Raw genomic sequence first — 25,595 nt, forward strand, 5'->3', positions numbered from 1 at the left:
GGGAGTATGTCACGGAAGAGGTTTGCGGCCAGTGATGGGGTCAGCGGCCCGCGATGGCTCAGTCCCGCAGTCCGCGCATCAGGATTCGATCCCACATCCGGTCGGTCAGCAGCGCCCGGGCGAGCACGGTGAGTTTGCCGGAGAGCCCGACGATATAGCGGGGCCGCGGGTTGTTCGCCCGGACCACCCGCTCCACGGCTCGGGCGACGACATCGGGTCCGATCATCACGCCGCGCTTCGCCGACAGCTGGCGAGTGTTCTCGGCGTAGCGTCGTTTGAAGTCGCCGTAGGGGTCGTCAGCGGCGTAGGAAGGCTGCGCCTCCTGCTGTGAGGTGACGAATGGGGTATGCACCACCGTCGGGTCGAGCAGGACCACCCGCACCCCGAACGGCGCCAGTTCGGCCCGCAGCGACAGCGACAACGCCTCCATGGCGTACTTCACCACGTGGTACCCGCCGGCACCCGGACTGGCGAAACGTCCACCGGTGCTGCCGATGTTGACGATGACCCCGGTCCCACGCTCACGCATGGCCGGCAGTACCGCTTGTGACAAGTTGAGTGCCGCAATGACATTGGTCTCAAACAGCTTGCGCAGATCCGACAACGGCAGTTGCTCAAGCGGACTGGTCAGCGGGAATCCCGCGCAGTTGACCAAGACGTTCACCGCGCCATGGTCGGCGTCGATCTCCGCGACGAGCCGCCGCGCCGCTGCCTCGTCGGTGACATCGAGGGTGCGGGCATCCAGTCCCCTCGCCGCAAGGCGTTGCAGCGCTTCGGGATTGCGGCCGACGGCGATGACGCGGTAGCCGGCGGCCCGCAGCCGGTCGGCGGTCGCCTCGCCGATCCCGCTCGTCGCCCCGGTGACCAGCGCAACCTGCTGGGCCGTCATCGGCTGCCGGTGGACCGCAGGTCGGTCGCGGTCCCGGCGGCGCCGGCCTCGGCGGGCACCAGCTCGACGGGCAGGTGCTCGAGGCCGCGCATTGTCGCGTTCACCAGGTAGCGGTACTCGCCGGCCAGCCGGATCTCCTTGACGTGGGGGATCAGCTGCGTCAGCACCCGGCTCACCTCGATGCGGGTCAGGTGGGTGCCCAGGCAGTAGTGCGCACCGCCGCCGAACGCGAGATGGTCGGTCGGATTGCGGTCCAAGTCGAAGGTGTCGGGGTGGGGGTAGTGGCGTGGATCGCGGTTGCCGGCCGCGTACAGCACCAGCACCCGCGCACCCGCCGGGATGGTGTGGTCGCCGACCCGGTAGTCGCGGGTCGCGGTCCGGTAGAACCCTTGCACGGGGGAGACCAACCGCAGCTGCTCCTCGATCGCGGCGGGGATCAACTCCGGGTGTTCGCGCAGCCGGGTGTAGACGTCCGGGCGCTGCGCCAGCGTCAGAAACAGGCCCGAGATCAGGTTCGTCGTGGTCTCGCTGCCGGCACCGACGAGCATCGATGCGCTCCAGAACACCTCGTCGTCGGAGAGGGTGTCCTCGCCGCTTGGCGCGGCCAGCATCGAGATCAGGTCGTCGCCGGGTGCGGCGCGACGCGCTTTGATCATCGGGTCCAGGCTGCGGTGCATCGCGATGACGGCCTGGCTCGAGCGCATGTTCAGCGCCATCCCGCGCGCGGTCAGCGGTGCGAACGCCGCTTCGTTGATGGTGTCGGCCCATTCCAGGAACTGGTGGCGGTCTTCCTGCGGGATCGCCAGCATCATCGTGATCAGCCGGTTCGGCAGCGGCTTGGCCAGGTCGTCGACGATCTCGACGCGGCCGCGTTCGATCATCGCGGCGACGAGTTCGTCGGCGACGCGATTGATGTTGATCTCCCACGCCTTCATCGCACGCGGGGTGAACGCCCGCGACACCGACCGCCGCAGCCGAGTGTGCACCGGCGGGTCTTGGGCGTTCATTGTCTGCAGCCGGACCCGGAAGCGGGCCTGGCTCTGCGCCGACGACAACGCCTCATCGTCGCGCAATGCCTGGCGCACCGCGTCGTACCCCGGGATGATCCAGATGCCCCGTTTGCGGCTGTACCAGACCTCCGGACCGCTCAGCAGCGTGCGGTATCCCGGGTAGGGGTCGCGCATCGTCGCGGGAGCGAACGGGTCGAAATCAGTCAGCGGTGCGGTCTCGCGGCCGGTCAGCGCGTACCGATAGGCGGTCGCCCGGTCACGGGCCACCCCGACCAGCCCGTCGATGCCGATCCTGAGCAGGCTGGCGCGAAAGCGAAGCCGACGCGTCAGTTCCCTCTGGTCCATCTGGCAAGCCCCTCGATCGTCAGATTTTTCAGCGCGATTGGCCCGCGATCGGGCACAGCCGTCACCCTAACCCGGTTTCCGGCGGCCGAAGCGACGCCGGTCGCAGAAAAGAAGCACCGGAGCGGGGGACAGCGTCCCGGCCCGCTCCGGCGATCCGAATGCCCTCGGTGGTTCTCAGTCCTTGACGAGGTCGAAGATGCGGTAGGTGATCTCGCCGCGGTCCAGGTCGCGATAGAACAGCGAACCCTCGACCACCGCGAATTCCCGGGCGAAGCGGCGCAGGAAGAACGGCATCCGCTCGTTGATCAGCTCGTTGGAGCGCGGCGAGTTCGCCGCCAGGCCACGGACGACCTCGCGGCTGATATCGCGCTCATTGACCAGTCGCAGCGGCGGCGTGGCCAGCGTCTGCTGCCAGGACTCGATGTCCTCCTTGGCGCGGAAGTCGGTGTGCAGGAAGTGCCCACCGGGACGCAGCACCCGCCCCACCTCGCGAACGAACTGCGCGAAGTCGGGGTAGATGTGGGAGGCCTCGACGTTGACCACCGCATCGAAGGAATTGTCCGGGAACGGCAGGTTCAGCGCGTCACCCTGCACGAACTCCAGTCCCGGCACCTGGTGGCGCTGCTGGCAGAAGGCCACGCCGTCGGGGTTGAAGTCCAGGCCGGTGTAGGAGGCCGGCTTGAGCGTGCGAGCCAGGAAGGATGCGCCGCCGCCGTGGCCGGAGCTGACTTCCAGCACCTTCTTGCCGGCCAGGTCGATCTGGGTGGCGGTCTGGTGGTAGAGCTGGATCGAGTACCGGTTCTCCTCGTCGGACTCGTCGAGTTTCAGGCCCAGCGGCGGATCCTGTTCGTAGCCCCAGTTGAGGAAGACGACGTCGTCGTGCCCCATCCGCTTGGTCATGAACGGGTACCAGTACTTGAAGGCCTTCTTGTACATCGGCATCGCCGAGATCCGGTAGACCAGATCGGCGCCGACTTTTTCCAGGGTCTCAGACGGAGAACGAACCATACCGGAAGTATGTCACAGCTCAGCGGGTGCTTTAGACCGCGGTGACTTGCGCAGCCAGCTGGGTGCGCTGCGGTTCGCCACGGTAACGCGACGGGGCACCGTCGATCTTGCACAGCCGCCACATCAGTCGTCCGGCGGGAGTCATCAACCCGATGTCGCCGCAGAGCATCCGGATGTCGGCGAAGGTGTCCCGCAGCGTCTGGCGCGACTCGGGCGAGCCGACCTGCAGCTGCTTGCGCACCGAACGCGGCACCTCGAACTGCCGGAAGAAGCGTCGCGGCGGCTGCACCATCGGCTTGGCCAGCAATCGCATGACGAACGGCACGTACACCGACATCCACAGCCGGTTGATCCGCCACACCTTCGGGACGCGTTTGCGCAGATACGCGTCGGCGAATGAGATATGCCGGGCCTCCTCGGCGATGTGGATGGCCATCACCTTCTCCACGACCGGATGCCCGGAGCCGGCCTCGCGAAGCGCGTTGGTCTGCAGCACGTCGACCGGCACCTCGCCTGCCAGCACACCGAAGAAGAACACATTCGGGAACGGTCCGGCGTACAGCGGCATCAGCGGAGACAGCCAGCGCATCCACCACTGCATCCCGGGCACGTCGAACCCGATGCGGTTCACCAGCTCCTGGAACATCAGCACGTGGTTGCACTCTTCGACCGACTCGTGCAGGCAGTAGCGGTGTTCCGGAGAGCCGTTGGGCACCCGCGACGCGTACTGCACCAGGCCGCGGATCAGCATGCTCTCGAACTGCAGGGTGACCTTGGCGATGTTGGCCTGCCGCCACATCCCGATCTCGATCTGCTTGCTCAGTGGCTGGCTGCGATACCAGCTGGTACGTGCCAGCGGATCGTCTTTCAGCACCCAGCGCGGGTCATCGGGCGTGATCGCGTACTCCGGCGCGTCCCACTCGATGTCGGTGAACGGATCGAAGCGGCGACGTACCGAGCTTTCGGAGAGGTTCGCCAGGGTCGCCATGTACTGGGTGTCGTCGGTGACGTCCATGTTGCGGCGGTAGCGGGCCATGGCGCGCACGCCGAGGACGAATGCCAACCCGGCGATCAACAGACCACCCACCAGTCCGACGATGTCAAGCCAGATCGGCATGAGCGAACATTCTCCCGTCGTTGGCGACGTGCGCTGAAACTGCGCGGCTGGGCCGAAGCTTACCGCCGAGTCTGGCAAATTACTAAGACAAGTCACGGTGTTGTGGTGTGATTGCCGCCATCTCGCGATCGCGCAGCGGCCGTTACTTTACCTTCGACCGGCATCGCCCGCAGGCCAAGGCGACCTGCGTGCACAGCGCCGCGTCATGCTGTTGCGGTAGCGTGTTCTCCTTATGGGGACCCAGCAGTACCAGCACTACCAGGCCGTCATCGTGGGTGCGGGCTTCGGTGGCATCGGCGCGGCGATCCAACTGAACCGGCTGGGTTACGACAACATCCTGATCCTCGACCGCGAGGACGGCCTGGGCGGGACGTGGCGGGTCAACCACTACCCGGGTCTGTCCGTCGACCAGCCGTCGACCACCTACTCCTATTGGTTCGAGCCCAACCCGTACTGGTCACGGCTTTTCGCGCCGGGCAACGAGGTCCGGGCCTACGCCGAGCATGTCGCGGACAAATACGACGTCCGCCGCTACATGCGTTTCAACGCGTGCGTCGACGGCGCGCAGTGGGACGAGGAGAGCCAGACGTGGCGGGTGGCGCTGGCCGGCGGCGAGACCCTGACGGCACAGTTCCTCATCGTCGCCACCGGTTTTCTGTGCCAGCCGAAGATCCCCGACATCCCCGGCATCGACACGTTCGCCGGGAAGATCATCCACACCGCCGCCTGGGATCACGACTACCCGATGGCGGGACGTCGTGCTGCGGTCATCGGAACCGGCTCCACCGGGATCCAGGTCATCCCCGAACTGGCCAAAGAAGTCGCCGAGCTGACCGTGTACCAACGGACCCCGATCCTGGTGACCCCCAAGTCCGACGTGGTGTTCCCCCCGGTCGTCCAGCGGATGTTCGCGCGGGTGCCGTTCACCCAGCGCATCGTGCGGTGGATCACCGACAACGTCACGGACTTCATGATGGTCTTGACCATGTGGCGCTACCGGCGCTTCAAGTTTCTCAACAAGGCGATGGCGGCCCAGTCCGCCCTGCATCGGCTGATGTCGGTGCGCGACCGCGAGCTGGCCCGCAAGATGAGCCCCGACTTCGACTTCGGCTGCAAGCGTCCGTCGATCTCCAACGACTACTACCCGACGTTCACCAAGCCGAACGTGCACCTGGAGACAGCCGGTATCGAGCGGATCGAGCCGGGCGGCATCGTTTCGGCCGACGGCACCAAGCGCGACGTCGACACCCTGGTGCTGGCGACCGGTTACGACGTGTGGGAGGGCAACCTGCCCGCCATCGAGGTGGTCGGTCGCGGCGGGCGCAACCTGGGCAAGTGGTGGCGGGAGACGCGTTTTCAGGCCTACCAGGGCATGACGGCGCCGCAGTTCCCCAACTTCATCCACATGGCCAGTCCGTTCGCCTGGGTGGGATTGTCCTGGTTCAACACCGTCGAGTACCAGATGCGGCACATGAACCGGTTGTTCGGCGAGCTGCAGCGGCGCCAGGCGCGTACCTTCGAGGTCACTGAAGAGGCCAACACCGCGTTCTACGAGCGGATGATGGGGCTGCTCGACAGTTCGGTGTTCCATCGCGGTAACTGCGCGACGTCGAACTCCTATTGGTTCAACCACAACACCGGCGAGGCCCCGCTGTTCCGGCCGACCTCGGTGCGCAGCGCGGTGAAGGAGCAGGACCACTTCCCGCTGTCGGACTACCTGATCGGGTAGTTTCCTTCGCCGCGGTCCTGAACTGGGGGTTAAAGTGATCGCTTGGGGTAAATCGTCTGGGGAGGGCCCTGGAAAGTGACGAAGACACACCACCTGGGCCTTGGCCGGTCGTCCGCGGCAGGGTTCGTCCGCAGGTTCGCGTGGCCGATAATCCTGGGCTGGGTGGCCATCACGGCGCTGGTGAGCGTCGCGGTGCCGCAGTTGGAGCAGGTCGCCAAGGACCATCCGGTGTCATTGAGCGCCAAGGACGCACCGTCGATTCAGGCGATGGCGCGGTTGGGGCAGGTGTTCGCCGAATCCGACACCGACAGCGCGGCGATGATCGTCATCGAGGGCGACGAGCCCCTCGGCGACGCCGCTCACCGTTACTACAACGAGCTGATCGCCCAGCTCAACGCGGACACCACGCACGTCCAGCACATCCAGGACTTCTGGGGCGACCCGCTCACCGCGGGCGGTGCCCAAAGCGCCGACGGTAAGGCCGCGCTGGTGCAGCTGAACCTCGCCGGCAACCAGGGCGAGGCGCTGGCGAACGACTCCGTCGAGGTGGTCCGCGACATCGTGAACCGCACGCCCGCCCCGCCGGGGGTGCGCGCCTACGTCACCGGCCCGGCGCCGATGGTCACCGACATGAACACCAGCGGCGACCGCGCGGTGCTGAAGATCCTGATAGCCACCGTGTCGGTGATCTCGCTGATGCTGTTGCTGCTGTATCGCTCGTTCAGCACCGTCGCGCTGTTACTGGCCGTGGTCGGGATCGAACTGGCGGCCGCGCGCGGCATAGTCGCGTTCCTCGGCCATGTCGGGTTGATCGGGCTGTCGACATTCGCGATCAACATCCTGGTGACGCTGGCGATCGCCGCGGGTACCGACTACGGCATCTTCTTCATCGGCCGCTATCACGAGGCCCGGCATGCCGGCGAGGATCCCGAGACGGCGTATTTCACCACGTATCGCGGGGTCGCCCATGTGGTGCTGGCATCGGGTTTGACGATCGCGGGCGCCACGTTCTGTCTGAGCTTCACCCGGTTGCCGGTCTTTCAGACGATGGGCATCCCGTGCGCGGTCGGCATGCTGGTCGCGGTGGCGATCGCGCTGACCCTGGTCCCCGCGGTGCTCGCGGTCGCCAGTCGCTACGGCTTGCTGGAACCCCGGCGCAAGATGTCGGATCGCGGCTGGCGCAAGGTGGGTACGGCGATCGTGCGCTGGCCCGGACCGATCTTCGTGGCCGCCAGCGCGGTCGCACTCATCGGACTGCTGGCGCTGCCCGGTTACCAGGTGAGCTATAAGGACCCGTCGTTCATTCCCCAGGACACCCCGGCCAACCTCGGCTGGGCCGCCGCGTCGCGGCACTTCCCGGAGTCTCGCCTGCTGCCGGAGGTGCTGCTGGTCGAATCCGATCACGACATGCGCAACTCGGCGGACTTCCTGGTGCTCAACAAGCTGGCCAAGAGTGTCTTCGCGGTCGAGGGTGTCGCCATGGTGCAGGGGGTGACCCGGCCCGAGGGGACGCCGTTGGGGCACACCTCGATCCCGTTCCTGCTCAGCATGCAAAGCGCCGGTCAGATGCAGAACCTGGACTTCATGAAGAGCCGGGTCGCCGACATGCGCAAGCAGGCCGACGATCTCGAGGGCACCATCGCGTCACTGCAGCGGATGTATGGGCTGATGCAGCAGTTGGGTACCAATACCCATGAAGCGACCGGCGTTTCGCACGAGGCGATGGATCTGGCCCAGCAGATGCGCAGCCACATGGCCGATTTCAACGAGAATTCCAAGTTGCTGCGCGAGTCGGTTGACACCCAGGATTGTCGTGGCGACCCGACCTGCCTGTCACTGCGGTCGGCGTACGCGTCGATGGACGGCGCGACCCAGCTCACCGACAAGCTCAACGAGCTGGCGCCGGTGATGAGCAATGTCGATGTGGTGACGCCGCAGCTGCTGGAGATGATGCCGGCGCAGATCGCTGCGCTGCGCAGCCTGCAGACCATGATGCTGACGCTGCACAGCACCATGTCGGGGATGATGGCGCAGGTCGAGGAGGTCGGCGGGGATTCGGCCGCGATGGGCCAGGATTTCGATGCGGCGAAGAGCGACGACTCCTTTTATCTGCCTCGGGAGGCGTTCGACAACCCCGACTTCAAGCGGGTGATCCAGCTCTTCCTGTCGCCGGACGGTCACGCCGCGCGGTTCTTCATCACCCACGACGGTTACCCGGCGACCCCGGAAGGCATGGCCCGGGTGAACCTGATCAAGAAGGCCGCCACCGAGTCCCTCAAGGGGACGCCGTTGTCGACCGCCCAGGTCTATGTCGCCGGTACCGCCGCGCTCTTCAACGACTTGCAGGGAATCGCCGACTATGACCTGTTGATAGCCGGGATCACCGCGCTGGCAATCATTTTCATCATCATGTTGTTGATCACGCGGAGCTTCATCGCCTCGCTGGTGATCGTCGGGACGGTGCTGGCGTCGCTGGGGGCGTCGGTCGGGCTGTCGGTATTGGTCTGGCAGTACATCTTCGGCATCCACCTGCACTGGCTGGTGATGGTGATGTCGGTGATCATCCTGCTGGCGGTGGGTTGTGACTACAACCTGTTGCTGGTCGCCCGATTCAAGGAGGAGCTCGGCGCCGGGATCAAGACCGGCATCATCCGGACGATGGGGGGTACCGGAAAGGTGGTCACTGCCGCCGGACTGGTATTCGCGTTCACCATGGCCTCCATGCTGGTCAGTGACCTGCGGGTGGTGGGCCAGGTGGGCACCACGATCGGGCTCGGCCTGCTGTTCGACACCCTGATCGTCCGCTCGTTCATGATGCCGTCGATGGCGGCGCTGCTCGGCCGGTGGTTCTGGTGGCCGCTGAACGTGCGGGAGCATCCGCCGCGCGCACCGCGTGCGGTGGCGCCGGTCATGGCCGGGGCGGCCGCAACGGCGGCCGGCGATTCCGCCTCGGTCGCAGCGCATGCCGCGCCGGCCGCGGAAGCCACCGCGGCGACGACCGGCCCGTCCGACGCCCACGAGTGGACGTTCGAGGACATGGTGGCCACCGCGTTCCCGGAACTGTCGGCACCACCGGCACAACCGGCCGAGGACCGGCCCACCGAGGTGCTGGCCGCCACCCCACCGCCGGAGGACGAAACCGAGCACTAGAACGCCGCTGATCCGCCCTGGCCAGCACCCCGCCAATGGACTAGATTTAGACAAGTCCTGATTGTAAAAAATAAGGCGGGTTCCGGCTCGGTTCGGGCGGTGTCCGCACCGGCAGAGGAGGCGGCGGATGAGCATTGCGGATCGGACTGTGCAGACCAGCTGGGAAGGGCCGCTGGCAACCGGGGCGGGCGCCCTGGGCAGCGGCAGCAGCGGTGCGCTCGACGGGCTGCCGGTGACCTGGGCCGCCCGCACCGAGCAACCGGGCGGAAAGACCAGCCCGGAGGAATTGGCCGCCGCCGCCCATTCCTCGTGTTTCGCCATGGCGTTGTCGCTGAAGCTCGGTGAGAACGACACACCGCCGCAGCGACTCGACGTCACCTCGACGGTCACCCTCGCCGAGGTCGACGGGCTGCCCACCATCACCACGTCGAAGCTGACCGTTCGCGGCGAGGTCGCCGGCCTGGACGCCGCCGGCTTCGCCCAGATCGTCGACGCCGCCGCCGCGCTGTGCCCGGTGTCGCGGCTGTTCGCCGGTGCCGAGGTCAGCGTCGACGCGCAGCTTGCCTGAGGGGAGTGGGTGAAATCATGTCCACCGCAACGCTTTCGGTCGCACTCGAACGTGAACACCAGGAAGTCGACGCCGGGCTCGCGGACTTCCTGGCGAAGCTGGCTGCCGGCAGCGTGGCCGCCGACGCGCTGCGCGACACACTGGCCGTGCTGCGACGCCACATCTACCTGGAGGAACAGCTGCTGTTCCCACCGATCAGCAAGGGTGCGCAGATGATGTCGGTGTTCGGGATGATCCGCGGCCACGGTGAGATCTGGCGCACCATGGACGCACTCGAGGATCTGGCGGCCGGACCGGGCGATGCCGCCGACCACAATGAGTTGCGGGAAGCCTGCCAACGGCTGTTGACTCTACTTGCCGACCACAACAAGGTGGAGGAACCGGTGATCTATCCGGCCGCCGACACCGGCCTGGCCCCGGAGCAGGCCGCCGAGGTCGCCGACTTCCTCGAATCCGGCCGGATGCCCGACGGCTGGGTTTGTGCGAAGGCCGCTGCGTAGAGGTAGTAAGGAGATCGCAACGCCCCCAGAGAAAGCCCGCGTGGCCGTGTCGGCCGCCCTGGAGCGCGAGCACCAGCAGATCGACGCCGGTCTCGAAGCCTTCCTGATCGACCTTCGCGACGGCCGGGTGGACGCCGCCGGCCTGAGCGCGGCTCTGGAAGGGCTCCGCAAGCACATCTACCTCGAGGAGCGGATCCTGTTCCCGCCGATCCGGCAGGCCGGCATGGCGATGCCGGTTGCGGTCATGATGACCGAGCACGGCGAGATCTGGCGCACGATGGACGCGCTGGTCGGACTGCTGCCCGACGGCGACACCGCGGCGCTGATGGCGGTCTCCCGGCTGCTGCTCGATCAGCTTGCGGTGCACAACTCCAAGGAGGAGCAGGTCATCTACCGTGCCGCCGACAACGGGCTGGAACCCGACCAGGCGGCAGCGGTGACCGAGTTCATCGAGACCGGCTTGCTGCCCGACAGCTGGGAGTGCCTGGAGGCAGGCTAACGGTTTGAACGAATCCGGGCGGCAGGGCCGGCGCAGCACCGGACATGAGGGCCGGGCCGCGTCCGGGGAATCGGCGGCGCTCCGTACAATCGGCTCATCGGCAATGATCCGGCCATCACCGGGGAGCCTTCGGAGGAACGGGCCCAGCGCTTGACAGCCGGGCCTCACTAGAACCGAACGGGTTGGCCCGTCACAGCCTTGTGGAGCGGTCGCGCCGGCAGCGCGGCAAGCGGGGTGGTACCGCGGTGCTCGCGCAACCCGCGCGGCGTCGTCCCCGGGCCGGGCGCTTGGGAGGCGACACAGCATGAGCAAACGCAGCTATCCGAAGCCGGCCGCCGGTGCCCCCGACTTCCCGGCGGCTGAAATCGAGGTCCTCGACTACTGGGCGGCCGACGACACCTTCCGGGCCAGCATCGCCCGCCGCGACGGCGCCGAAGAATACGTGTTCTACGACGGCCCGCCGTTCGCCAACGGGCTACCGCACTACGGGCACCTGCTCACCGGCTACGTCAAGGACATCGTGCCGCGGTATCGCACCATGCGCGGCTACAAGGTGGAACGCCGGTTCGGCTGGGACACCCACGGGCTGCCCGCCGAACTCGAGGTCGAACGCCAGCTCGGCATCACCGACAAGTCGCAGATCGATGCGATGGGCGTCGCCGCGTTCAACCAGGCCTGCCGGGAATCGGTGCTGCGCTACACCGCCGAATGGCAGGACTACGTCACCCGGCAGGCCCGCTGGGTCGACTTCGACAACGACTACAAAACCCTCGACCTGCCGTTCATGGAATCGGTGCTGTGGGCGTTCAAACAGCTGTGGGACTCCGGCCTGGCCTACGAGGGCTATCGCGTACTGCCGTACTGCTGGCGCGACGAGACGCCGCTGTCCAACCACGAACTGCGGATGGACGACGACGTCTACCAGAGTCGGCAGGACCCGGCGCTGACCGTCGGGTTCCGGGTGGCCGACGGGGGACCCGCCGCTGAGCTGGCCGGCGCGCACCTGCTGGTGTGGACCACCACGCCCTGGACACTGCCGGCCAACCTGGCGGTGGCGGTCAACCCGGAGGTGACCTATGTGCAGGTAGCGGTCGGGGACCGCCGGTACCTGCTCGCCGAGGCACGGCTCGGCGCCTACGCGCGCGAATTCGGGGAAGAGCCACAGCTGTTGGGCAGCTACCGCGGTTCGGAGCTGATCGGGATGCGCTACCTGCCGCCGTTCCCGTATTTCATGGCGGCGGCGGGCGCATTTCGGGTGCTGGCCGCCGACTTCGTGTCGACCGACGACGGCACCGGCATCGTGCATCTCGCGCCGGCCTACGGCGAGGACGACAAGAACACCACCGACGCCGCCGGGATCTCCCCGGTCACCCCGGTCGACGCCAAGGGCCGCTTCGATTCCAGCGTCGCCGACTACGCCGGACAGCACGTCTTCGACGCGAACAAGGCGATCATCGCCGACCTGAAAGCGGGCGCTGGCCCTGCTGCCCCCAATGGCGCGGTGCTGGTCCGCCACGAAACCTACGAGCACTCCTACCCGCACTGCTGGCGGTGTCGCAACCCGCTGATCTACAAGGCGGTGTCGTCGTGGTTCGTGCGCGTCACGGAATTCCGGGACCGCATGGTCGAACTCAATGAGCAGATCACCTGGTATCCCGAGCACGTCAAGGACGGGATCTTCGGCAACTGGCTCCGCGGTGCGCGCGACTGGTCGATTTCGCGAAACCGCTACTGGGGCACTCCGATCCCGGTGTGGAAATCCGACGATCCGGCGTACCCCCGAATCGATGTCTACGGCAGCCTCGATGAGCTGGAACGCGATTTCGGGGTGCGACCCGACAACCTGCACCGGCCCTACATCGACGAGTTGACCCGGCCCAACCCCGACGACCCGACCGGCGCCTCGACGATGCGACGCATCCCCGATGTGCTCGACGTGTGGTTCGACTCCGGGTCGATGCCCTATGCCCAGGTGCACTATCCGTTCGAGAACCGCGACTGGTTCGACGGTTCGGCGGCCGAGCCCGCGCACTACCCGGGCGACTTCATCGTCGAGTACATCGGCCAGACCCGCGGCTGGTTCTACATGATGCACGTGCTGGCCACCGCGCTGTTCGACCGTCCGGCGTTCAAAACCTGTGTGGCACACGGCATCGTCTTGGGCTCCGACGGGCAAAAGATGAGCAAGTCGCTGCGCAACTATCCCGACGTCAACGAGGTGTTCGACCGCGACGGTTCCGACGCCATGCGCTGGTTCCTGATGGCCTCGCCGATCCTGCGGGGCGGCAACCTGGTCGTCACCGAGCCGGGCATCCGCGAGGGGGTGCGCCAGGTGATGCTGCCGCTGTCGAACGCCTACAGTTTCCTGGCCCTCTATGCGCCCGAATCCGGTGTGTGGCGCACCGATTCACCGCACGTGCTCGACCGCTACATCCTGGCGAAGCTGGCGGCGCTGCGCGACGATCTGACCGCCGCGCTGGACGGCTGCGACATCTCCGGGGCGTGCGAGGAACTGCGCCAGTTCACCGAGGCGCTGACCAACTGGTATGTGCGACGCTCCCGGCAACGGTTCTGGGACGAGGACCCGAACGCCATCGACTCCCTGCACACCGTGCTCGAGGTGACCTGCCGGCTGGCCGCACCGCTGCTGCCGCTGACCACCGAGAAGATCTGGCGCTCGCTGACCGGGCAACGGTCGGTGCACCTGACCGACTGGCCCGAGGCCGACGAGCTACCGCACGACCCGCAGCTGGTCGAGGCGATGGATCAGGTGCGCGACGTGTGTTCGGCCGCGTCCTCGCTGCGTAAGTCGCACCAACTGCGGGTCCGGCTGCCGCTGCCCAAACTCACCGTTGCCGTTGAGGACCCGCAGCGGCTGGCGCCGTTCTCCGGGCTGATCGCCGACGAGCTCAACGTCAAGGCCGTCGAGCTGACCGAGGACATCGACCGCTACGGCCGCTTCGAGCTGGCGGTCAACGCCAAGGTGGCCGGTCCGCGGCTGGGCAAGGACGTGCAGGCCGCGATCAAGGCCGTCAAGGCGGGGGAGGGCGTGGTCAACCCGGACGGCACGCTGAGCGCCGGGCCGGTGGTGCTGCTCGACGGCGAGTACACCGCGAAACTGGTGGCCGCCGACCCCGAATTCACCGTGGCGCTGCCCGACGGCGCCGGGCTGGTGGTGCTCGACGGCACGGTGACCGAGGAACTCGAAGCCGAGGGCTGGGCCAAGGACCGCATCCGCGAACTGCAGGACCTACGAAAGAACACCGGCCTGCAGGTTTCCGACCGGATCAGCGTGGTGATGTCGGTGCCCGACTCGCGGCTGGGCTGGGCACAGGCCCACGCTGAGCTCATCGCCGGTGAGATCCTGGCCACCGGCTTCGAATTCGGCGAGCCGGGCGCCGATGCGGCCGAGATCGGCGACGGGGTGCGGGTGACGATCACCAAGGCCTGAGCGACGCCGCCGAACGGCCGGCAGCTCAGCGTTTGACGGCGCGCCAGCGTTGCCGGCCGGCTGCGGTCGCGACAGCGACGTCGGTGAATCCGCTGTGCCGCAACCGGTCCGGCAGCGACTCGGGGGGCATCGGGTTGTAGGTATCCCGGAAGTGGAGCAGCCGAAAGTGCCAGGACGGCACCCCGTCGCTGCCGGCGAACACCCCGCCGGGCCGCAGCACCCGGAACGCCTCGGCGAACAGTCGGTCCTGCAACTCCGGTGTCGGCACGTGATGCAGCATCGTGAAGCACACCACCGCGCTGAACGCGCCCGCGGGCAGCCCGGTGGCGGTGCCGTCGCCGTTGATGATGCGTGCGCGCGAGCCGTACTCGCCCTGCAACCGCTCGGCGAGCACCGGATCGATCTCCACCGCGGTGTAACGCGCAGCCCGGTCGATCAACACCTTGATATTGGCGCCGTAGCCCGGGCCGATCTCAAGGACGTCGTCCCCGAGGTCGACGCCGGTCAGCGCCCAGGGGACCAGCTGGTCTTCGACTTGCCGGGCCCACCGCCGTGAGCTGCAGCAGCGACGGTGCAGCAGGTTCATCGCCATGTCGACCACCCTAGGCGGCGGCGCAATAACATTCATCGGTGTGGATGCCCGGTGGGTCCTGCACCTGGACATGGACGCATTCTTCGCCTCCGTCGAGCAACTGACCCGCCCGACGCTGCGCGGTCGCCCGGTGCTGGTCGGCGGGCTGGGGGGCCGCGGTGTGGTGGCCGGCGCCAGCTATGAGGCGCGGGTCTTCGGGGCGCGTTCGGCGATGCCGATGCACCAGGCGCGCCGACGGGTGGGCGCCCCGGCGGTGGTGCTGCCGCCGCGCGGGGCGGTGTACGGGGTGGCCAGCCGGCGGGTGTTCGAGACCGTGCGCGCGGTGATCCCGGTCGTCGAGCAACTGTCCTTCGATGAGGCGTTCGGCGAACCGGCCGAGTTGTCCGGCGCCGGCAGCGAAGACGTGCACAGGTTCTGTGAGCGGTTGCGCCGCCGGGTGCGCGACGAGACCGGCCTGGTGGCGTCGGTGGGGGCGGGCTCGGGCAAACAGATCGCCAAGATCGCCTCCGATCTGGCCAAACCCGACGGGGTGCGGGTCGTCACCCGCGCCGAAGAACGACTGCTGCTGGACGGGCTGCCGGTGCGCCGGCTGTGGGGTATCGGTCCGGTGGCCGAGGAGAAGCTGCACCGGCTGGGCATCACCACCATCGGCGCGTTCGCCGCGCTGACCGACAGCGAGGTCGCCGACATCCTGGGCGCCACGATCGGGCCCGCGCTGCACCGGCTGGCCCGCGGGATCGACGACCGTCCGGTCGCCGAACGCGCCGAGGCCAAACAGATCAGCGCCGAATCCACCTTCGCCACCGATCTGACCACGCTGGAGCAGCTGCGGGCCGAGGTCGGCCCGATCGGCGAACACGCCTACCGCAGGCTGCTGCGCGACGGGCGGGGCGCCCGTACGGTTACGGTGAAACTCAAGAAGGCCGACATGAGCGTGCTGACCCGCTCGGCGACGCTGCCCTATGCCACCACCGACGCCGCCGCGCTGACGGCCGCCGCCGGCCGGCTGCTGCTCGACCCGGCGCAGATCGGCCCGATCCGGCTGCTCGGGGTGGGATTCTCCGGGCTGACCGATGTCCGTCAGGAATCGCTGTTCCCGGAGCTGGAGTTCTCGGAGGCCGCCGCTAATTCACCCGAAACACCAGCGCTGCAACCGGTTTCACCGTCGATCGCGGCGTCGTGGCGGGTCGGCGATGACGTCACCCATGTCGAGCTGGGGCACGGTTGGGTGCAGGGCTCCGGCCACGGAGTGGTAACGGTGCGGTTCGAGACCCGCAGCTCCGGCCCGGGCCCGGTGCGGACCTTCGCCGTCGACGAACCCGGGATCACCCGCGCCGATCCGGTCGCCAGCCTGGACTGGCCCGACTACCCGGCCGTCCCGGACGAGCCCGGGTAAAACCGCATCACCACAGCACACCGTAGACAGCGGAGATGGTGAAACCATGGGACCCGTAGCCTTGGCAGGTCACGGTGCCCTGGTAGCCGACCGCGCAGCGCGAACCCCAGTTCTCCAGCCGGTAGCCCTGCGGCAACACATCGACGTCCCTGGTGAACGATGCGGTCTCGGCGCGGCGGTAGGACGCGGGCACGCCGCCCACTTCGATCACGGTCTGGTTGGCGCCGGCCGGCGCGTCCATCGGCACCGCGTCGCAACCGATCGGCCCACCGTTGGGGCCGATTCCGCAGGACCGGCCGTCCGGGGTCTTGAAGAAAACCCAGTAGAAGTCGCCGGGTGAGGAGTAGCGGCCGGTGGCGATCGGGTAGCTGTCGACGGCCCCCGCTCCGGGCGGGGGCTCGGCCCGGGTTGCCGGAGCCAACCCGACCGCGAGAACCGCGGCGCAGCCAAGCGACAGAACTTTTCTCACCGGTCAACCCCACCGGTCCACGGCGTCGGCCACCGGCGGGCCCGCGCACAGCGCCGCCATCAGCAGCACCCGCGCCTGCGGCGGGCGAAGCCGGGGCACCATGACCGCACCGGCGTCGACCAGTGCCCGGCCCGGTCCGTAGGCCGCCCCGACCCGCGCGCCGGGCACCCGGCTGGACACCGCGACGGCCACCCCGTCGCGGCAGTGCCGGCGCACCCCGTCGATCACCGCTGTTCCGGCGTTGCCCGACCCCAGCGCCTCCAGGACAATTCCGCGCGCGCCCGCGGCCACGCAGGCGTCCAGTGCTGCCGCATCCGCGCCGGCGTAGAGCGCGACGATGTCGACTCGGGGCGGGGCTGTCACCGGCAGTTGCGGCCGCACCTTTTCGCCGTCCAGGGACACCCGATCGCCGGCCACCGTGCCCACCCGTGCGCCACTGAAGCCGGTCAGGTCGGAGGTGGTGGTCTTGTGCAGCCCGAGCGGGGCCAGCACCTGCCCGGCGAAGCACACCAGCACACCCAGACCGCGGGCCGCGGGATCCGCGGCCAGCCGCAGCGCGTCACGCAGGTTGCCCGGCCCGTCGGCATCCGGGGCATCGGCGCTGCGTTGCGCCCCGGTCAGTACGACCGGGGCGTCGCCGGTGTAGCCCAGCTCCAACCACAGCGCGGTCTCCTCGCAGGTGTCGGTGCCGTGCGTGACGACCACCCCGTCGGCACCACCGTCGACGCCGGCCCGCACCGCGGCCAGCATCCGGCCCCAGTCGACCGGGGTCAGCTCCGAGCTGTCGCGCGCCATCAGGTCCACCACGGTGACCTCGGCGGAGCCGGCGCCGACCCCGGAGACCAGGTCCGCACCGTGGACGGTGGGCCGGCGCACCCCGTCGTCGTCGGTGCTGGCGGCGATGGTTCCGCCGGTGGTGATGACGGTCAGGCGCTTGGACACCATGCCGCGATCATGCCGTACCCGCGTTAAGGAATGATGGGGGCGTGACTGAGGAGACAACCGACTCGACCGAGCCGGCCACCGAAGCGGCGCCGGCGCCGGCCGCGCCCCGCCGACGGCTGGGCCTGCTGCTGTCGGTGGCCGCGGTCGTGCTACTGGTCGACGTCGTCACCAAGGTGCTCGCGGTGAGGCTGCTGACCCCTGGCCAGCCCGTGCCGATCATCGGCGACACCGTCACCTGGACCCTGGTGCGCAACTCGGGGGCGGCGTTCTCGATGGCCACCAGCTACACCTGGGTGCTGACGCTGATCGCCAGTTCGGTGGTGCTCGGCATCATCTGGATGTCGCGCCGGCTGGTGTCGCCGTGGTGGGCGGTCGGATTGGGCATGATCCTCGGCGGGGCACTGGGCAACCTGGTGGACCGGTTCTTCCGGGCGCCCGGGCACTTGCAGGGCCACGTCGTCGACTTCCTGTCGATCGGTTGGTGGCCGGTGTTCAACGTCGCCGATCCCGCGGTGGTCGGCGGTGCGATCTTGCTGGTCACCCTCTCGGTGTTCGGTTTCGACTTCGACACGGTGGGCCGCCGCCGCGCCGGCGACGATGCGCGACGGGGCGACGCGAAACGTGACGATGCCGGTCGGGACGATGCCGGAAGTGACGACGCCGAGGAGCAGCGCGCGTGAGCACTGCCGGCAGCGACCAGGCTTGCTGCGGTCGTGGCTGAACGCTCCATGCCGGTGCCCGAGGGGCTGGCCGGCATGCGCGTCGACGCCGGGCTGGCCCGCCTGCTGGGGCTGTCCCGGACCGTTGCCGCGACGCTGGCCGAGAACGGTGATGTCGAACTGGACGGGACGCCCGCCGGAAAGTCCGACCGGTTGGCCGCCGGCGCGTGGTTACAGGTGCGGCTGCCCGAGGCGCCGGCTCCGTTGGAGAACACCCCGGCCGAGGTCGAGGGCATGGCGATCCTGTACTCCGACGCCGACATCGTCGCCGTCGACAAGCCCGCCGGGGTGGCCGCGCACGCCTCCGTGGGCTGGACCGGATCCACCGTGCTGGGTGGGCTGGCGGCGGCCGGCTACCGGATCACCACCTCCGGGGTCCCCGAACGCCAGGGCATCGTGCACCGGCTGGACGTCGGCACCTCCGGGGTGATGGTGGTGGCGATCTCCGAGCGGGCCTACACCGCGCTGAAACGGGCCTTCAAGGCGCGCACCGTCGAAAAGCGCTATCACGCACTGGTGCAGGGCCATCCGGATCCGTCCAGCGGCACCATCGACGCACCCATCGGCCGGCAACACGGCCGCGACTGGAAGTTCACCGTCACCGCCGACGGCCGGCACAGCATCACCCACTACGACACGCTGGAGGCGTTCGTCGCGGCCAGCCTGCTCGACGTGCATCTGGAGACCGGCCGCACCCACCAGATCCGGGTGCATTTCGCCGCGCTGCGTCATCCCTGCTGCGGCGACCTCACCTACGGCGCTGATCCCACGCTGGCGAAAAAACTCGGGCTGGAACGCCAGTGGCTGCATGCCCACTCGCTGGCCTTCGCCCACCCGGGCGACGGTCGGCGCATCGAGATCACCAGCGAATATCCGGCCGATCTGCAGCACGCCCTGGACGTGCTGCGGCGCTGACTCAGCTCTTCCTGGCCTCCACCAGCACCCGGGTGGCGTGCGCGACGAACGGGCCCTGGGACTCGATGAGCTCATGCATCTCGCGCAGCCGGTCACGGTGGTCGTCGACGGCGAAATCGGGCACCGTCCAGATCACTTTGCGCAGGAAGTAGATCACCGCGCCGACGTCGAAGAACTCGGCGCGGAGCCGCTCGAGGCGCAGATCGAGAATCTCCATGCCGACGGCCGTCGCGCCGGCCCGCACCGCCTCCGGCTCGTATTCGGCGCCCTTACCGGGCATCGGCCCGAGAAAGAACTCGCTGAGTTCCAGCATCGTCGCCGGCCCGATCTGCTGGGCGAAGTAATGGCCGCCGGGCCGCAGCACCCGGGCGATCTCGGACCACCACGTCTCCAGCGAGTGCCGACTGCTGACCAGGTCGAAGGCTTCGTCGCCGAACGGCAGCGGCGGCCGGTCGGGCACCGCCACCACCACGACGCCGCGCGGATGCAGCAGCTCGGTGGCGCGTTTGGCATTCGGCGGCCAGGATTCGGTGGCCGCCATCGTCGGGGGGAACGTGCCGAACTGCTCGATGCCGGCCAGCACCTCGCCGCCACCGGTGTGCAGGTCGACGGCGGCCGAGACGCCCGACAGCCGGCGTGCCAGCTGACGCTGATAGCCCCAGGACGGCCGCTGCTCGGTGGCTCGGCCGTCGAGCCAGGAGAATTCCCAGCCGTCGACCGGAGCGGCGGTGGCCTCGACCACCAGGTCGTCGAAGCTTCGCGACATCGGGGCGGTCAGCCGGAGTCGCGCGGCGATTTCGGCGGCCGGATCTTGAACGAGATCCGCAGTTTGGTGCGGTAGATGATCCCGCCCTTGTCGTCGAGGGTGAGATCCTGCTCGACGACCTGGGCGACGCGGATGTCATCGATGGTTTGCTTGGCGCGGTGCACCGCTTCGGCCGCGGCGTTCTCCCAAGACGACGGGCTGGTCCCGATGATGTCGATCACCCGGTACACGCTCATGTATGTGTCTCCTCCGCTTCAGACGAACTTCAACGTAGTGCACGGCGGCGGCCGCTGTCGCGCGAAACGCCCGCCGGGAAGACACACCCGGCGACACGCCCGGCTCGGTCGGTGGCCGGCCATAGACTGGCGGACCTATGGGATCTTCGTTTGTACACCTGCACAATCACACCGAGTACTCGATGCTCGATGGCGCGGCGAAGATCGCCCCGATGCTGGCCGAGGCGCAGCGTCTGGAGATGCCGGCGATCGGAATGACCGACCACGGAAACATGTTCGGCGCCAGCGAGTTCTACAACGCCGCCACCGCAGCCGGTATCAAACCGATCATCGGGGTGGAGGCCTACATCGCTCCCGGTTCCCGGTTCGACACCCGCCGGGTCCACTGGGGGGACCCCGGCCAGAAGAGCGATGACGTCTCCGGCAGCGGCTCCTACACCCACCTGACGATGGTGGCCGAGAACGCCACCGGCTTGCGCAACCTGTTCAAGCTGTCCTCGCTGGCCTCCTTCGAGGGCCAGCTCGGCAAATGGTCGCGGATGGACGCCGAGATCATCGCCGAGCACGCCGAGGGGATCATCGCCACCACCGGCTGCCCCTCGGGGGAGGTGCAGACCCGGTTGCGGCTGGGCCAGGACCGCGAGGCGCTGGAGTCGGCCGCCAAATGGCGGGAGATCTTCGGGCCGCAGAACTACTTCCTGGAGGTGATGGACCACGGCCTGGCCATCGAACGCCGGGTTCGCGACGGGCTGCTGGCCGTCGGCCGCAAGCTCGGCATCCCGGCGCTGGCCACCAACGACTGCCACTACGTCACCCGCGACGCATCCCAGAACCACGAGGCGCTGCTGTGCATTCAGACCGGCAAGACGCTGTCGGATCCCACCCGGTTCAAGTTCGACGGGGACGGCTACTACCTGAAGTCGGCCGCCGAGATGCGTGCGCTCTGGGACGACCAGCTGCCGCAGGCGTGCGACTCGACGCTGCTGATCGCCGAGCGGGTGCAGTCGTACGCCGACGTCTGGGCGCCGCGCGACCGGATGCCGGTGTTCCCGGTTCCCGACGGCCACGACCAGGGCTCCTGGCTTCGCCACGAGGTGGCGGCCGGGCTGCAACGGCGCTTTCCGGCCGGGGTGCCGGCCGAATACACCGATCGGGCCGCCTATGAGATCGATGTCATCTGCGGCAAGGGATTCCCGTCCTACTTCCTGATCGTCGCGGACCTGATCAACTACGCGCGTTCGATCAACATCCGGGTTGGCCCGGGCCGCGGCTCGGCCGCCGGATCGCTGGTGGCCTACGCGCTGGGCATCACCAACATCGACCCGCTCCCGCACGGGCTGCTGTTCGAACGCTTCCTCAACCCGGAACGACCGTCGGCTCCCGACATCGACATCGACTTCGACGACCGCCGGCGCGGCGAGATGGTGCGCTATGCCGCCGAGCGGTGGGGTAGCGACCGGGTCGCCCAGGTGATCACCTTCGGCACCATCAAAACGAAAGCGGCGCTGAAGGACTCGGCCCGTGTCCATTACGGCCAGCCCGGTTACGCGATCGCCGACCGGATCACCAAGGCGCTGCCGCCGCCGATCATGGCCAAGGACATCCCGTTGTCGGGCATCACCGACCCCAACCACGAGCGGTACAAGGAGGCCGCCGAGGTTCGCACGCTGATCGACACCGATCCCGACGTGCGCACCATTTACGAGACCGCGCGGGGCCTCGAGGGCCTGGTCCGCAACGCCGGTGTGCACGCCTGCGCGGTGATCATGAGCTCCGAGCCGCTCATCGACGTGATCCCGTTGTGGAAACGGCCGCAGGACGGCGCCATCATCACCGGCTGGGACTACCCGTCGTGTGAAGAGATCGGCCTGCTGAAAATGGACTTTCTGGGCCTGCGCAACCTGACGATCATCGGGGACTGCCTGGAGAACATCAAGGCCAATCGGGGCATCGATCTGGATCTCGAATCGGTGCCGATGGACGACCCGGCCACCTATGAGCTGCTGGGCCGCGGCGACACCCTGGGGGTGTTCCAGCTCGACGGCGGCCCGATGCGTGACCTGTTGCGCCGCATGCAGCCCACCGAGTTCAACGACATCGTCGCGGTGCTGGCGCTGTACCGGCCCGGCCCGATGGGCATGAACGCCCACAACGATTACGCCGACCGCAAGAACAACCGCCAGGCGATCAAACCCATCCACCCCGAGCTCGAAGAGCCGCTGCGCGAGATCCTCGCCGAAACCTACGGCCTGATCGTCTACCAAGAGCAGATCATGTTCATCGCCCAGAAGGTGGCGTCCTACACGATGGGCAAGGCCGATGCGCTGCGCAAGGCCATGGGTAAGAAGAAGCTCGAGGTACTGGAAGCCGAGTACAAGGGCTTCTACGAGGGAATGACGGCCAACGGGTTCTCCGAGAAGGCCGTGAAGGCGTTGTGGGACACCATTCTTCCGTTCGCCGGCTACGCATTCAACAAGTCGCACGCGGCCGGCTACGGCCTGGTGTCGTATTGGACGGCGTATCTGAAGGCCAACTACCCGGCCGAGTACATGGCCGGCTTGTTGACATCGGTCGGTGACGACAAGGACAAGGCCGCCATCTACCTCGCCGACTGCCGCCGGCTGGGGATCACCGTGTTGCCGCCGGACGTCAACGAATCCGAATTGAATTTCGCCTCGGTGGGTTCCGACATCCGCTACGGGCTCGGCGCGGTGCGAAACGTCGGCGCCAACGTGGTCGGGTCACTGATCGCCACCCGAACCCACAAGGGCCGCTTCACCGATTTCTCCGACTACCTCAACAAGATCGACATCGCAGCCTGCAACAAGAAGGTCACCGAGTCGTTGATCAAGGCCGGCGCCTTCGACTCGCTGGGCCATCCGCGCAAGGGCCTGTTCCTGGTGCACACCGATGCCGTGGACTCGGTGCTGGGCACCAAGAAGGCCCAGGCGATGGGCCAGTTCGATCTGTTCGGTGGCGGCGATGGCGAAAGCGCCGGAGCCGACGCGGTTTTCGGCATCCGGGTACCCGACGAAGAATGGGCCGACAAGCACAAACTGGCCCTGGAACGGGAGATGCTCGGACTCTACGTCTCCGGGCACCCGCTCAACGGCATCGCCCATCTGCTGGCCGCCCAGGTCGACACCGCGATCCCCGCCATCCTGGAGGGCGACATCGCCTCCGACACACAGGTGCGGGTCGGCGGGATCCTGGCATCGGTGAACCGCCGAGTGAACAAGAACGGTCTGCCCTGGGCGTCAGCGCAATTGGAGGATCTCACCGGCGGCATCGAGGTGATGTTCTTCCCGCAGACCTACTCCGCCTACGGCGCCGAGGTCGTCGACGACGCCGTGGTGCTGGTCAGCGCCAAGGTGAACATCCGCGACGACCGGATCTCGCTGATCGCCAACGAGCTGGTGGTGCCGGACTTCTCCGCCAACGCCGCGGATCGCCCGCTGGCGGTCAGTCTGCCGACCCGGCAATGCACCATGGACAAGGTCAGCGCACTCAAACAGGTGCTGACCCGCCATCCCGGAACGGCACAGGTGCAGCTGCGGCTGATCAGCGGGGAGCGGATCACCGTGCTGGAACTGGACCCGTCGCTGCGGGTCACGCCATCGTCGGCGCTGATGGGGGACTTGAAGGCGCTACTAGGGCCGGGCTGCCTCGGCGGCTGATACATCTGACTACATGTAGTCATGGCTGCTCCGACCTCTGTCCGGTTCGACGCCGACGTCGCCGCCCGGCTGGCCCGGTTCGTTGCCGCCCGTCCCGGCTTGAGTGCCTCTGCGGCGACGAATCAGCTGGTCGACGAGGCGCTTCGGTGCCAAGAGCACCCCTTGGTGGTGTTCCGGGACGGCCCGGCGGGCCGCCGGGCTCGACTGATCGGCGGGCCGGATGTCTGGGAGGTGGCCCGCGCGCTCCCACGACCGCTGGGTACGTGAGCAGGAACTGCTCGGCCAGTGACGCCGGGGCTGCTTCTCGACGAGATGTTCCACCCCCGCATTGCCACCGACTTGATCGCGCGCGGCCACGACCGCCTGGCGGTTGCCGGACACCCGGATCTCCGAGAAACCTCGGACGCTGACCTGCTGCAACGAGCCGTCGAGGAGTAGCGGCGCTCAGCGGGCATTCAGCGTCACCGCCACGATGGCACTGTCGGGCCAGAGGGCGCGGCTGCGCGCCCGACGCAGTTTTTGGCGCAGCGGCAACTCCCGATGCACATTGGTCACGCCCGGGACCTGGATCATCGGAATCACGTTCCACTGCCAGCCGTAGCGCCGGTGCAACCTGCGATTGGCGGCCTCGGCCTCGTCGCCGGAGAGAATCGTGGCCCGGCCGGCAACGGTGATGGCGCCGGGGCGGCACCGGCCGCGGTAATCGCAGGGGACCACCTCGACATCGGGGTGTAGCGCCAGTCGCCGGGTCTTCGGGCCGATCTTGGTCCGGAACACCACGGTGTCGCCGTCCAGCGCGAACCACACTGGGGTGGCCACGGGCGAGCCGTCGCGGCGGAAGGAGCGCAGCAGCGCATAGCGGGCTTGGTGCAGCTCTTCGAGTCGTTGTGTGGGCATGGCGCCAGTGAACAACCTAGAGTTGGCTCTAAGTCAAGCACCGGGGGGGTCCTGTTGTCCGGCCGATTGACCATTGGTGAGGTGGCCCGCCGCAGCGGCGTCGCCGCGACCACCTTGCGCTACTACGAGCAGATCGGCCTGGTGGCACCGCCGGCCCGAATCGGTGGACAGCGTCGGTACGACGAGGCGATGCTGGCCCGGCTCGAGATCATCGGGCTGTGCAAATCCGCGGGTTTCGCTTTGGCCGAGATCCAGCTGTTGTTCGGCGACGACGCGCCCGGGCGTCCGGCAAGCCGCGCGCTGGCGCGGGCCAAGCTCGCCGAGATCGACGCCCAGCTGGAGTCGTTGGCTCGCGCCCGCCAGGTCATCGAGTGGGGCATGCGCTGCACCTGCCCGTCCATCGACGCCTGTAGCTGCGGTGTTCACCCACCGCCCCGCCCCGGCGCGAGCTGAGCGGCTGCCGGCCCGGCAACCAGCTGAACCTAAACGTAACGTTTAGGTCCGTTTCCGATAACAACACCGCATCACCGGTGTACCGTCTGAAACTTCACACACAACTTGTGTGACCCGGGGGGAAGGGGACCATTTGTGATGCCTGTGCGACACCGCGTTATAGCGCTGCTTGGAGGAGCGGCCGCCGCCCCGCTCGGTGGCGTGGTGATGCCGGCCGCTACAACCGGTACGCCGATGGTGCGGCCCCGGCTTTCGTGTGGAATA

General features: G+C 67.9%; 23 protein-coding genes. 13 read left to right on the forward strand and 10 right to left on the reverse strand.

What is annotated here, in order from left to right:
• Nucleotides 1–58: 58 nt before the first annotated feature.
• The 4 genes from G6N19_RS19160 to G6N19_RS19175 all read right to left on the reverse strand — a co-directional run bounded on the left by G6N19_RS19160 (nt 59) and on the right by G6N19_RS19175 (nt 4,369).
• Nucleotides 59–889 (reverse strand): SDR family NAD(P)-dependent oxidoreductase, encoded by an 831-nt coding sequence (locus tag G6N19_RS19160; protein ID WP_013829131.1) that lies wholly within the window; start codon nt 887–889, stop codon nt 59–61.
• Entirely contained in the window at nt 886–2,244 is a 1,359-nt protein-coding gene (locus G6N19_RS19165; RefSeq protein WP_013829130.1) for a cytochrome P450, read from the reverse strand. The genes G6N19_RS19160 and G6N19_RS19165 overlap by 4 nt, the downstream gene beginning before the upstream one ends.
• A gap of 174 nt (nt 2,245–2,418) precedes the next feature.
• Nucleotides 2,419–3,186, reverse strand: a complete 768-nt coding sequence (locus G6N19_RS19170; RefSeq protein WP_193466452.1) for a phthiotriol/phenolphthiotriol dimycocerosates methyltransferase — start codon at nt 3,184–3,186, stop codon at nt 2,419–2,421.
• A 97-nt stretch (nt 3,187–3,283) separates the two neighbouring features.
• Nucleotides 3,284–4,369, reverse strand: a complete 1,086-nt coding sequence (locus G6N19_RS19175; protein WP_232062432.1) for an AurF N-oxygenase family protein — start codon at nt 4,367–4,369, stop codon at nt 3,284–3,286.
• Between the two features lie 232 nt (nt 4,370–4,601).
• On the opposite strand from G6N19_RS19175, the gene G6N19_RS19180 reads away from it, so the two are divergent.
• The 6 genes from G6N19_RS19180 to ileS all read left to right on the forward strand — a co-directional run bounded on the left by G6N19_RS19180 (nt 4,602) and on the right by ileS (nt 14,266).
• Entirely contained in the window at nt 4,602–6,098 is a 1,497-nt protein-coding gene (locus G6N19_RS19180) for a flavin-containing monooxygenase (RefSeq protein WP_013829127.1), read from the forward strand.
• A gap of 75 nt (nt 6,099–6,173) precedes the next feature.
• Nucleotides 6,174–9,248, forward strand: a complete 3,075-nt coding sequence (locus G6N19_RS19185; RefSeq protein ID WP_408632451.1) for an MMPL/RND family transporter — start codon at nt 6,174–6,176, stop codon at nt 9,246–9,248.
• A gap of 127 nt (nt 9,249–9,375) precedes the next feature.
• The gene (locus tag G6N19_RS19190; protein WP_013829125.1) at nt 9,376–9,816 is read left to right on the forward strand and encodes an OsmC family peroxiredoxin; all 441 of its coding nucleotides are present in this window, start codon (nt 9,376–9,378) and stop codon (nt 9,814–9,816) included.
• Nucleotides 9,817–9,833: 17 nt separating this feature from the next.
• Entirely contained in the window at nt 9,834–10,316 is a 483-nt protein-coding gene (locus G6N19_RS19195) for a hemerythrin domain-containing protein (RefSeq protein WP_013829124.1), read from the forward strand.
• Nucleotides 10,317–10,356: 40 nt separating this feature from the next.
• A complete protein-coding gene (locus tag G6N19_RS19200; RefSeq protein WP_013829123.1) occupies nt 10,357–10,815 on the forward strand; it encodes a hemerythrin domain-containing protein in 459 nt (152 codons plus the stop codon).
• A gap of 304 nt (nt 10,816–11,119) precedes the next feature.
• On the forward strand, nt 11,120–14,266 hold the full coding sequence (ileS, locus tag G6N19_RS19205; RefSeq protein WP_193465450.1) for an isoleucine--tRNA ligase: 3,147 nt from the start codon (nt 11,120–11,122) through the stop codon (nt 14,264–14,266).
• 25 nt (nt 14,267–14,291) lie between these two features.
• Here ileS and G6N19_RS19210 read toward each other — a convergent pair whose 3' ends face one another.
• Nucleotides 14,292–14,858: a class I SAM-dependent methyltransferase gene (locus G6N19_RS19210; protein WP_041319869.1), complete on the reverse strand. Its 567-nt coding sequence runs from the start codon at nt 14,856–14,858 to the stop codon at nt 14,292–14,294.
• Between the two features lie 40 nt (nt 14,859–14,898).
• Between G6N19_RS19210 and G6N19_RS19215 the strand changes: the two genes are divergently transcribed.
• Nucleotides 14,899–16,254, forward strand: a complete 1,356-nt coding sequence (locus G6N19_RS19215; RefSeq protein WP_456320076.1) for a DNA polymerase IV — start codon at nt 14,899–14,901, stop codon at nt 16,252–16,254.
• 7 nt (nt 16,255–16,261) lie between these two features.
• On the opposite strand, the gene G6N19_RS19220 is transcribed toward G6N19_RS19215, so the two are convergent.
• On the reverse strand, nt 16,262–16,723 hold the full coding sequence (locus G6N19_RS19220) for a hypothetical protein (protein WP_193465452.1): 462 nt from the start codon (nt 16,721–16,723) through the stop codon (nt 16,262–16,264).
• Between the two features lie 3 nt (nt 16,724–16,726).
• Nucleotides 16,727–17,668 carry an asparaginase gene (locus G6N19_RS19225; RefSeq protein ID WP_013829118.1) on the reverse strand — a complete coding sequence of 314 codons (942 nt, stop codon included), beginning with the start codon at nt 17,666–17,668 and terminating at the stop codon, nt 16,727–16,729.
• A gap of 41 nt (nt 17,669–17,709) precedes the next feature.
• Between G6N19_RS19225 and lspA the strand changes: the two genes are divergently transcribed.
• Together lspA and G6N19_RS19235 are read left to right on the forward strand one after the other, a co-directional pair.
• Nucleotides 17,710–18,348, forward strand: coding sequence for a signal peptidase II (gene lspA / locus G6N19_RS19230; RefSeq protein WP_193465453.1), 639 nt, complete (start codon nt 17,710–17,712; stop codon nt 18,346–18,348).
• A 33-nt stretch (nt 18,349–18,381) separates the two neighbouring features.
• Entirely contained in the window at nt 18,382–19,302 is a 921-nt protein-coding gene (locus G6N19_RS19235; protein ID WP_193465454.1) for an RluA family pseudouridine synthase, read from the forward strand.
• 1 nt (nt 19,303) lies between these two features.
• On the opposite strand, the gene G6N19_RS19240 is transcribed toward G6N19_RS19235, so the two are convergent.
• On the reverse strand, nt 19,304–20,068 hold the full coding sequence (locus G6N19_RS19240) for a class I SAM-dependent methyltransferase (protein WP_013829115.1): 765 nt from the start codon (nt 20,066–20,068) through the stop codon (nt 19,304–19,306).
• Nucleotides 20,069–20,076: 8 nt separating this feature from the next.
• Nucleotides 20,077–20,304 carry a dodecin family protein gene (locus G6N19_RS19245; protein ID WP_013829114.1) on the reverse strand — a complete coding sequence of 76 codons (228 nt, stop codon included), beginning with the start codon at nt 20,302–20,304 and terminating at the stop codon, nt 20,077–20,079.
• Between the two features lie 137 nt (nt 20,305–20,441).
• Between G6N19_RS19245 and dnaE the strand changes: the two genes are divergently transcribed.
• From dnaE to G6N19_RS19260, 3 genes are read left to right on the forward strand one after another with little or no spacing between them, the layout of a single operon-like run.
• The gene (dnaE, locus tag G6N19_RS19250; protein WP_193465455.1) at nt 20,442–23,981 is read left to right on the forward strand and encodes a DNA polymerase III subunit alpha; all 3,540 of its coding nucleotides are present in this window, start codon (nt 20,442–20,444) and stop codon (nt 23,979–23,981) included.
• A 21-nt stretch (nt 23,982–24,002) separates the two neighbouring features.
• On the forward strand, nt 24,003–24,248 hold the full coding sequence (locus G6N19_RS19255) for a hypothetical protein (RefSeq protein ID WP_193465456.1): 246 nt from the start codon (nt 24,003–24,005) through the stop codon (nt 24,246–24,248).
• Between the two features lie 18 nt (nt 24,249–24,266).
• Nucleotides 24,267–24,419, forward strand: coding sequence for a DUF5615 family PIN-like protein (locus G6N19_RS19260; RefSeq protein WP_158019471.1), 153 nt, complete (start codon nt 24,267–24,269; stop codon nt 24,417–24,419).
• 6 nt (nt 24,420–24,425) lie between these two features.
• Here G6N19_RS19260 and G6N19_RS19265 read toward each other — a convergent pair whose 3' ends face one another.
• A complete protein-coding gene (locus tag G6N19_RS19265; protein WP_013829110.1) occupies nt 24,426–24,878 on the reverse strand; it encodes a PPOX class F420-dependent oxidoreductase in 453 nt (150 codons plus the stop codon).
• Nucleotides 24,879–24,932: 54 nt separating this feature from the next.
• On the opposite strand from G6N19_RS19265, the gene G6N19_RS19270 reads away from it, so the two are divergent.
• Nucleotides 24,933–25,331, forward strand: a complete 399-nt coding sequence (locus G6N19_RS19270; RefSeq protein ID WP_193465457.1) for a MerR family transcriptional regulator — start codon at nt 24,933–24,935, stop codon at nt 25,329–25,331.
• The last annotated feature ends 264 nt before the right edge of the window (nt 25,332–25,595 follow it).

It is taken from the genome of Mycobacterium novum (assembly GCF_010726505.1).
Taxonomy (GTDB): Bacteria; Actinomycetota; Actinomycetes; order Mycobacteriales; family Mycobacteriaceae; genus Mycobacterium; species Mycobacterium algericum.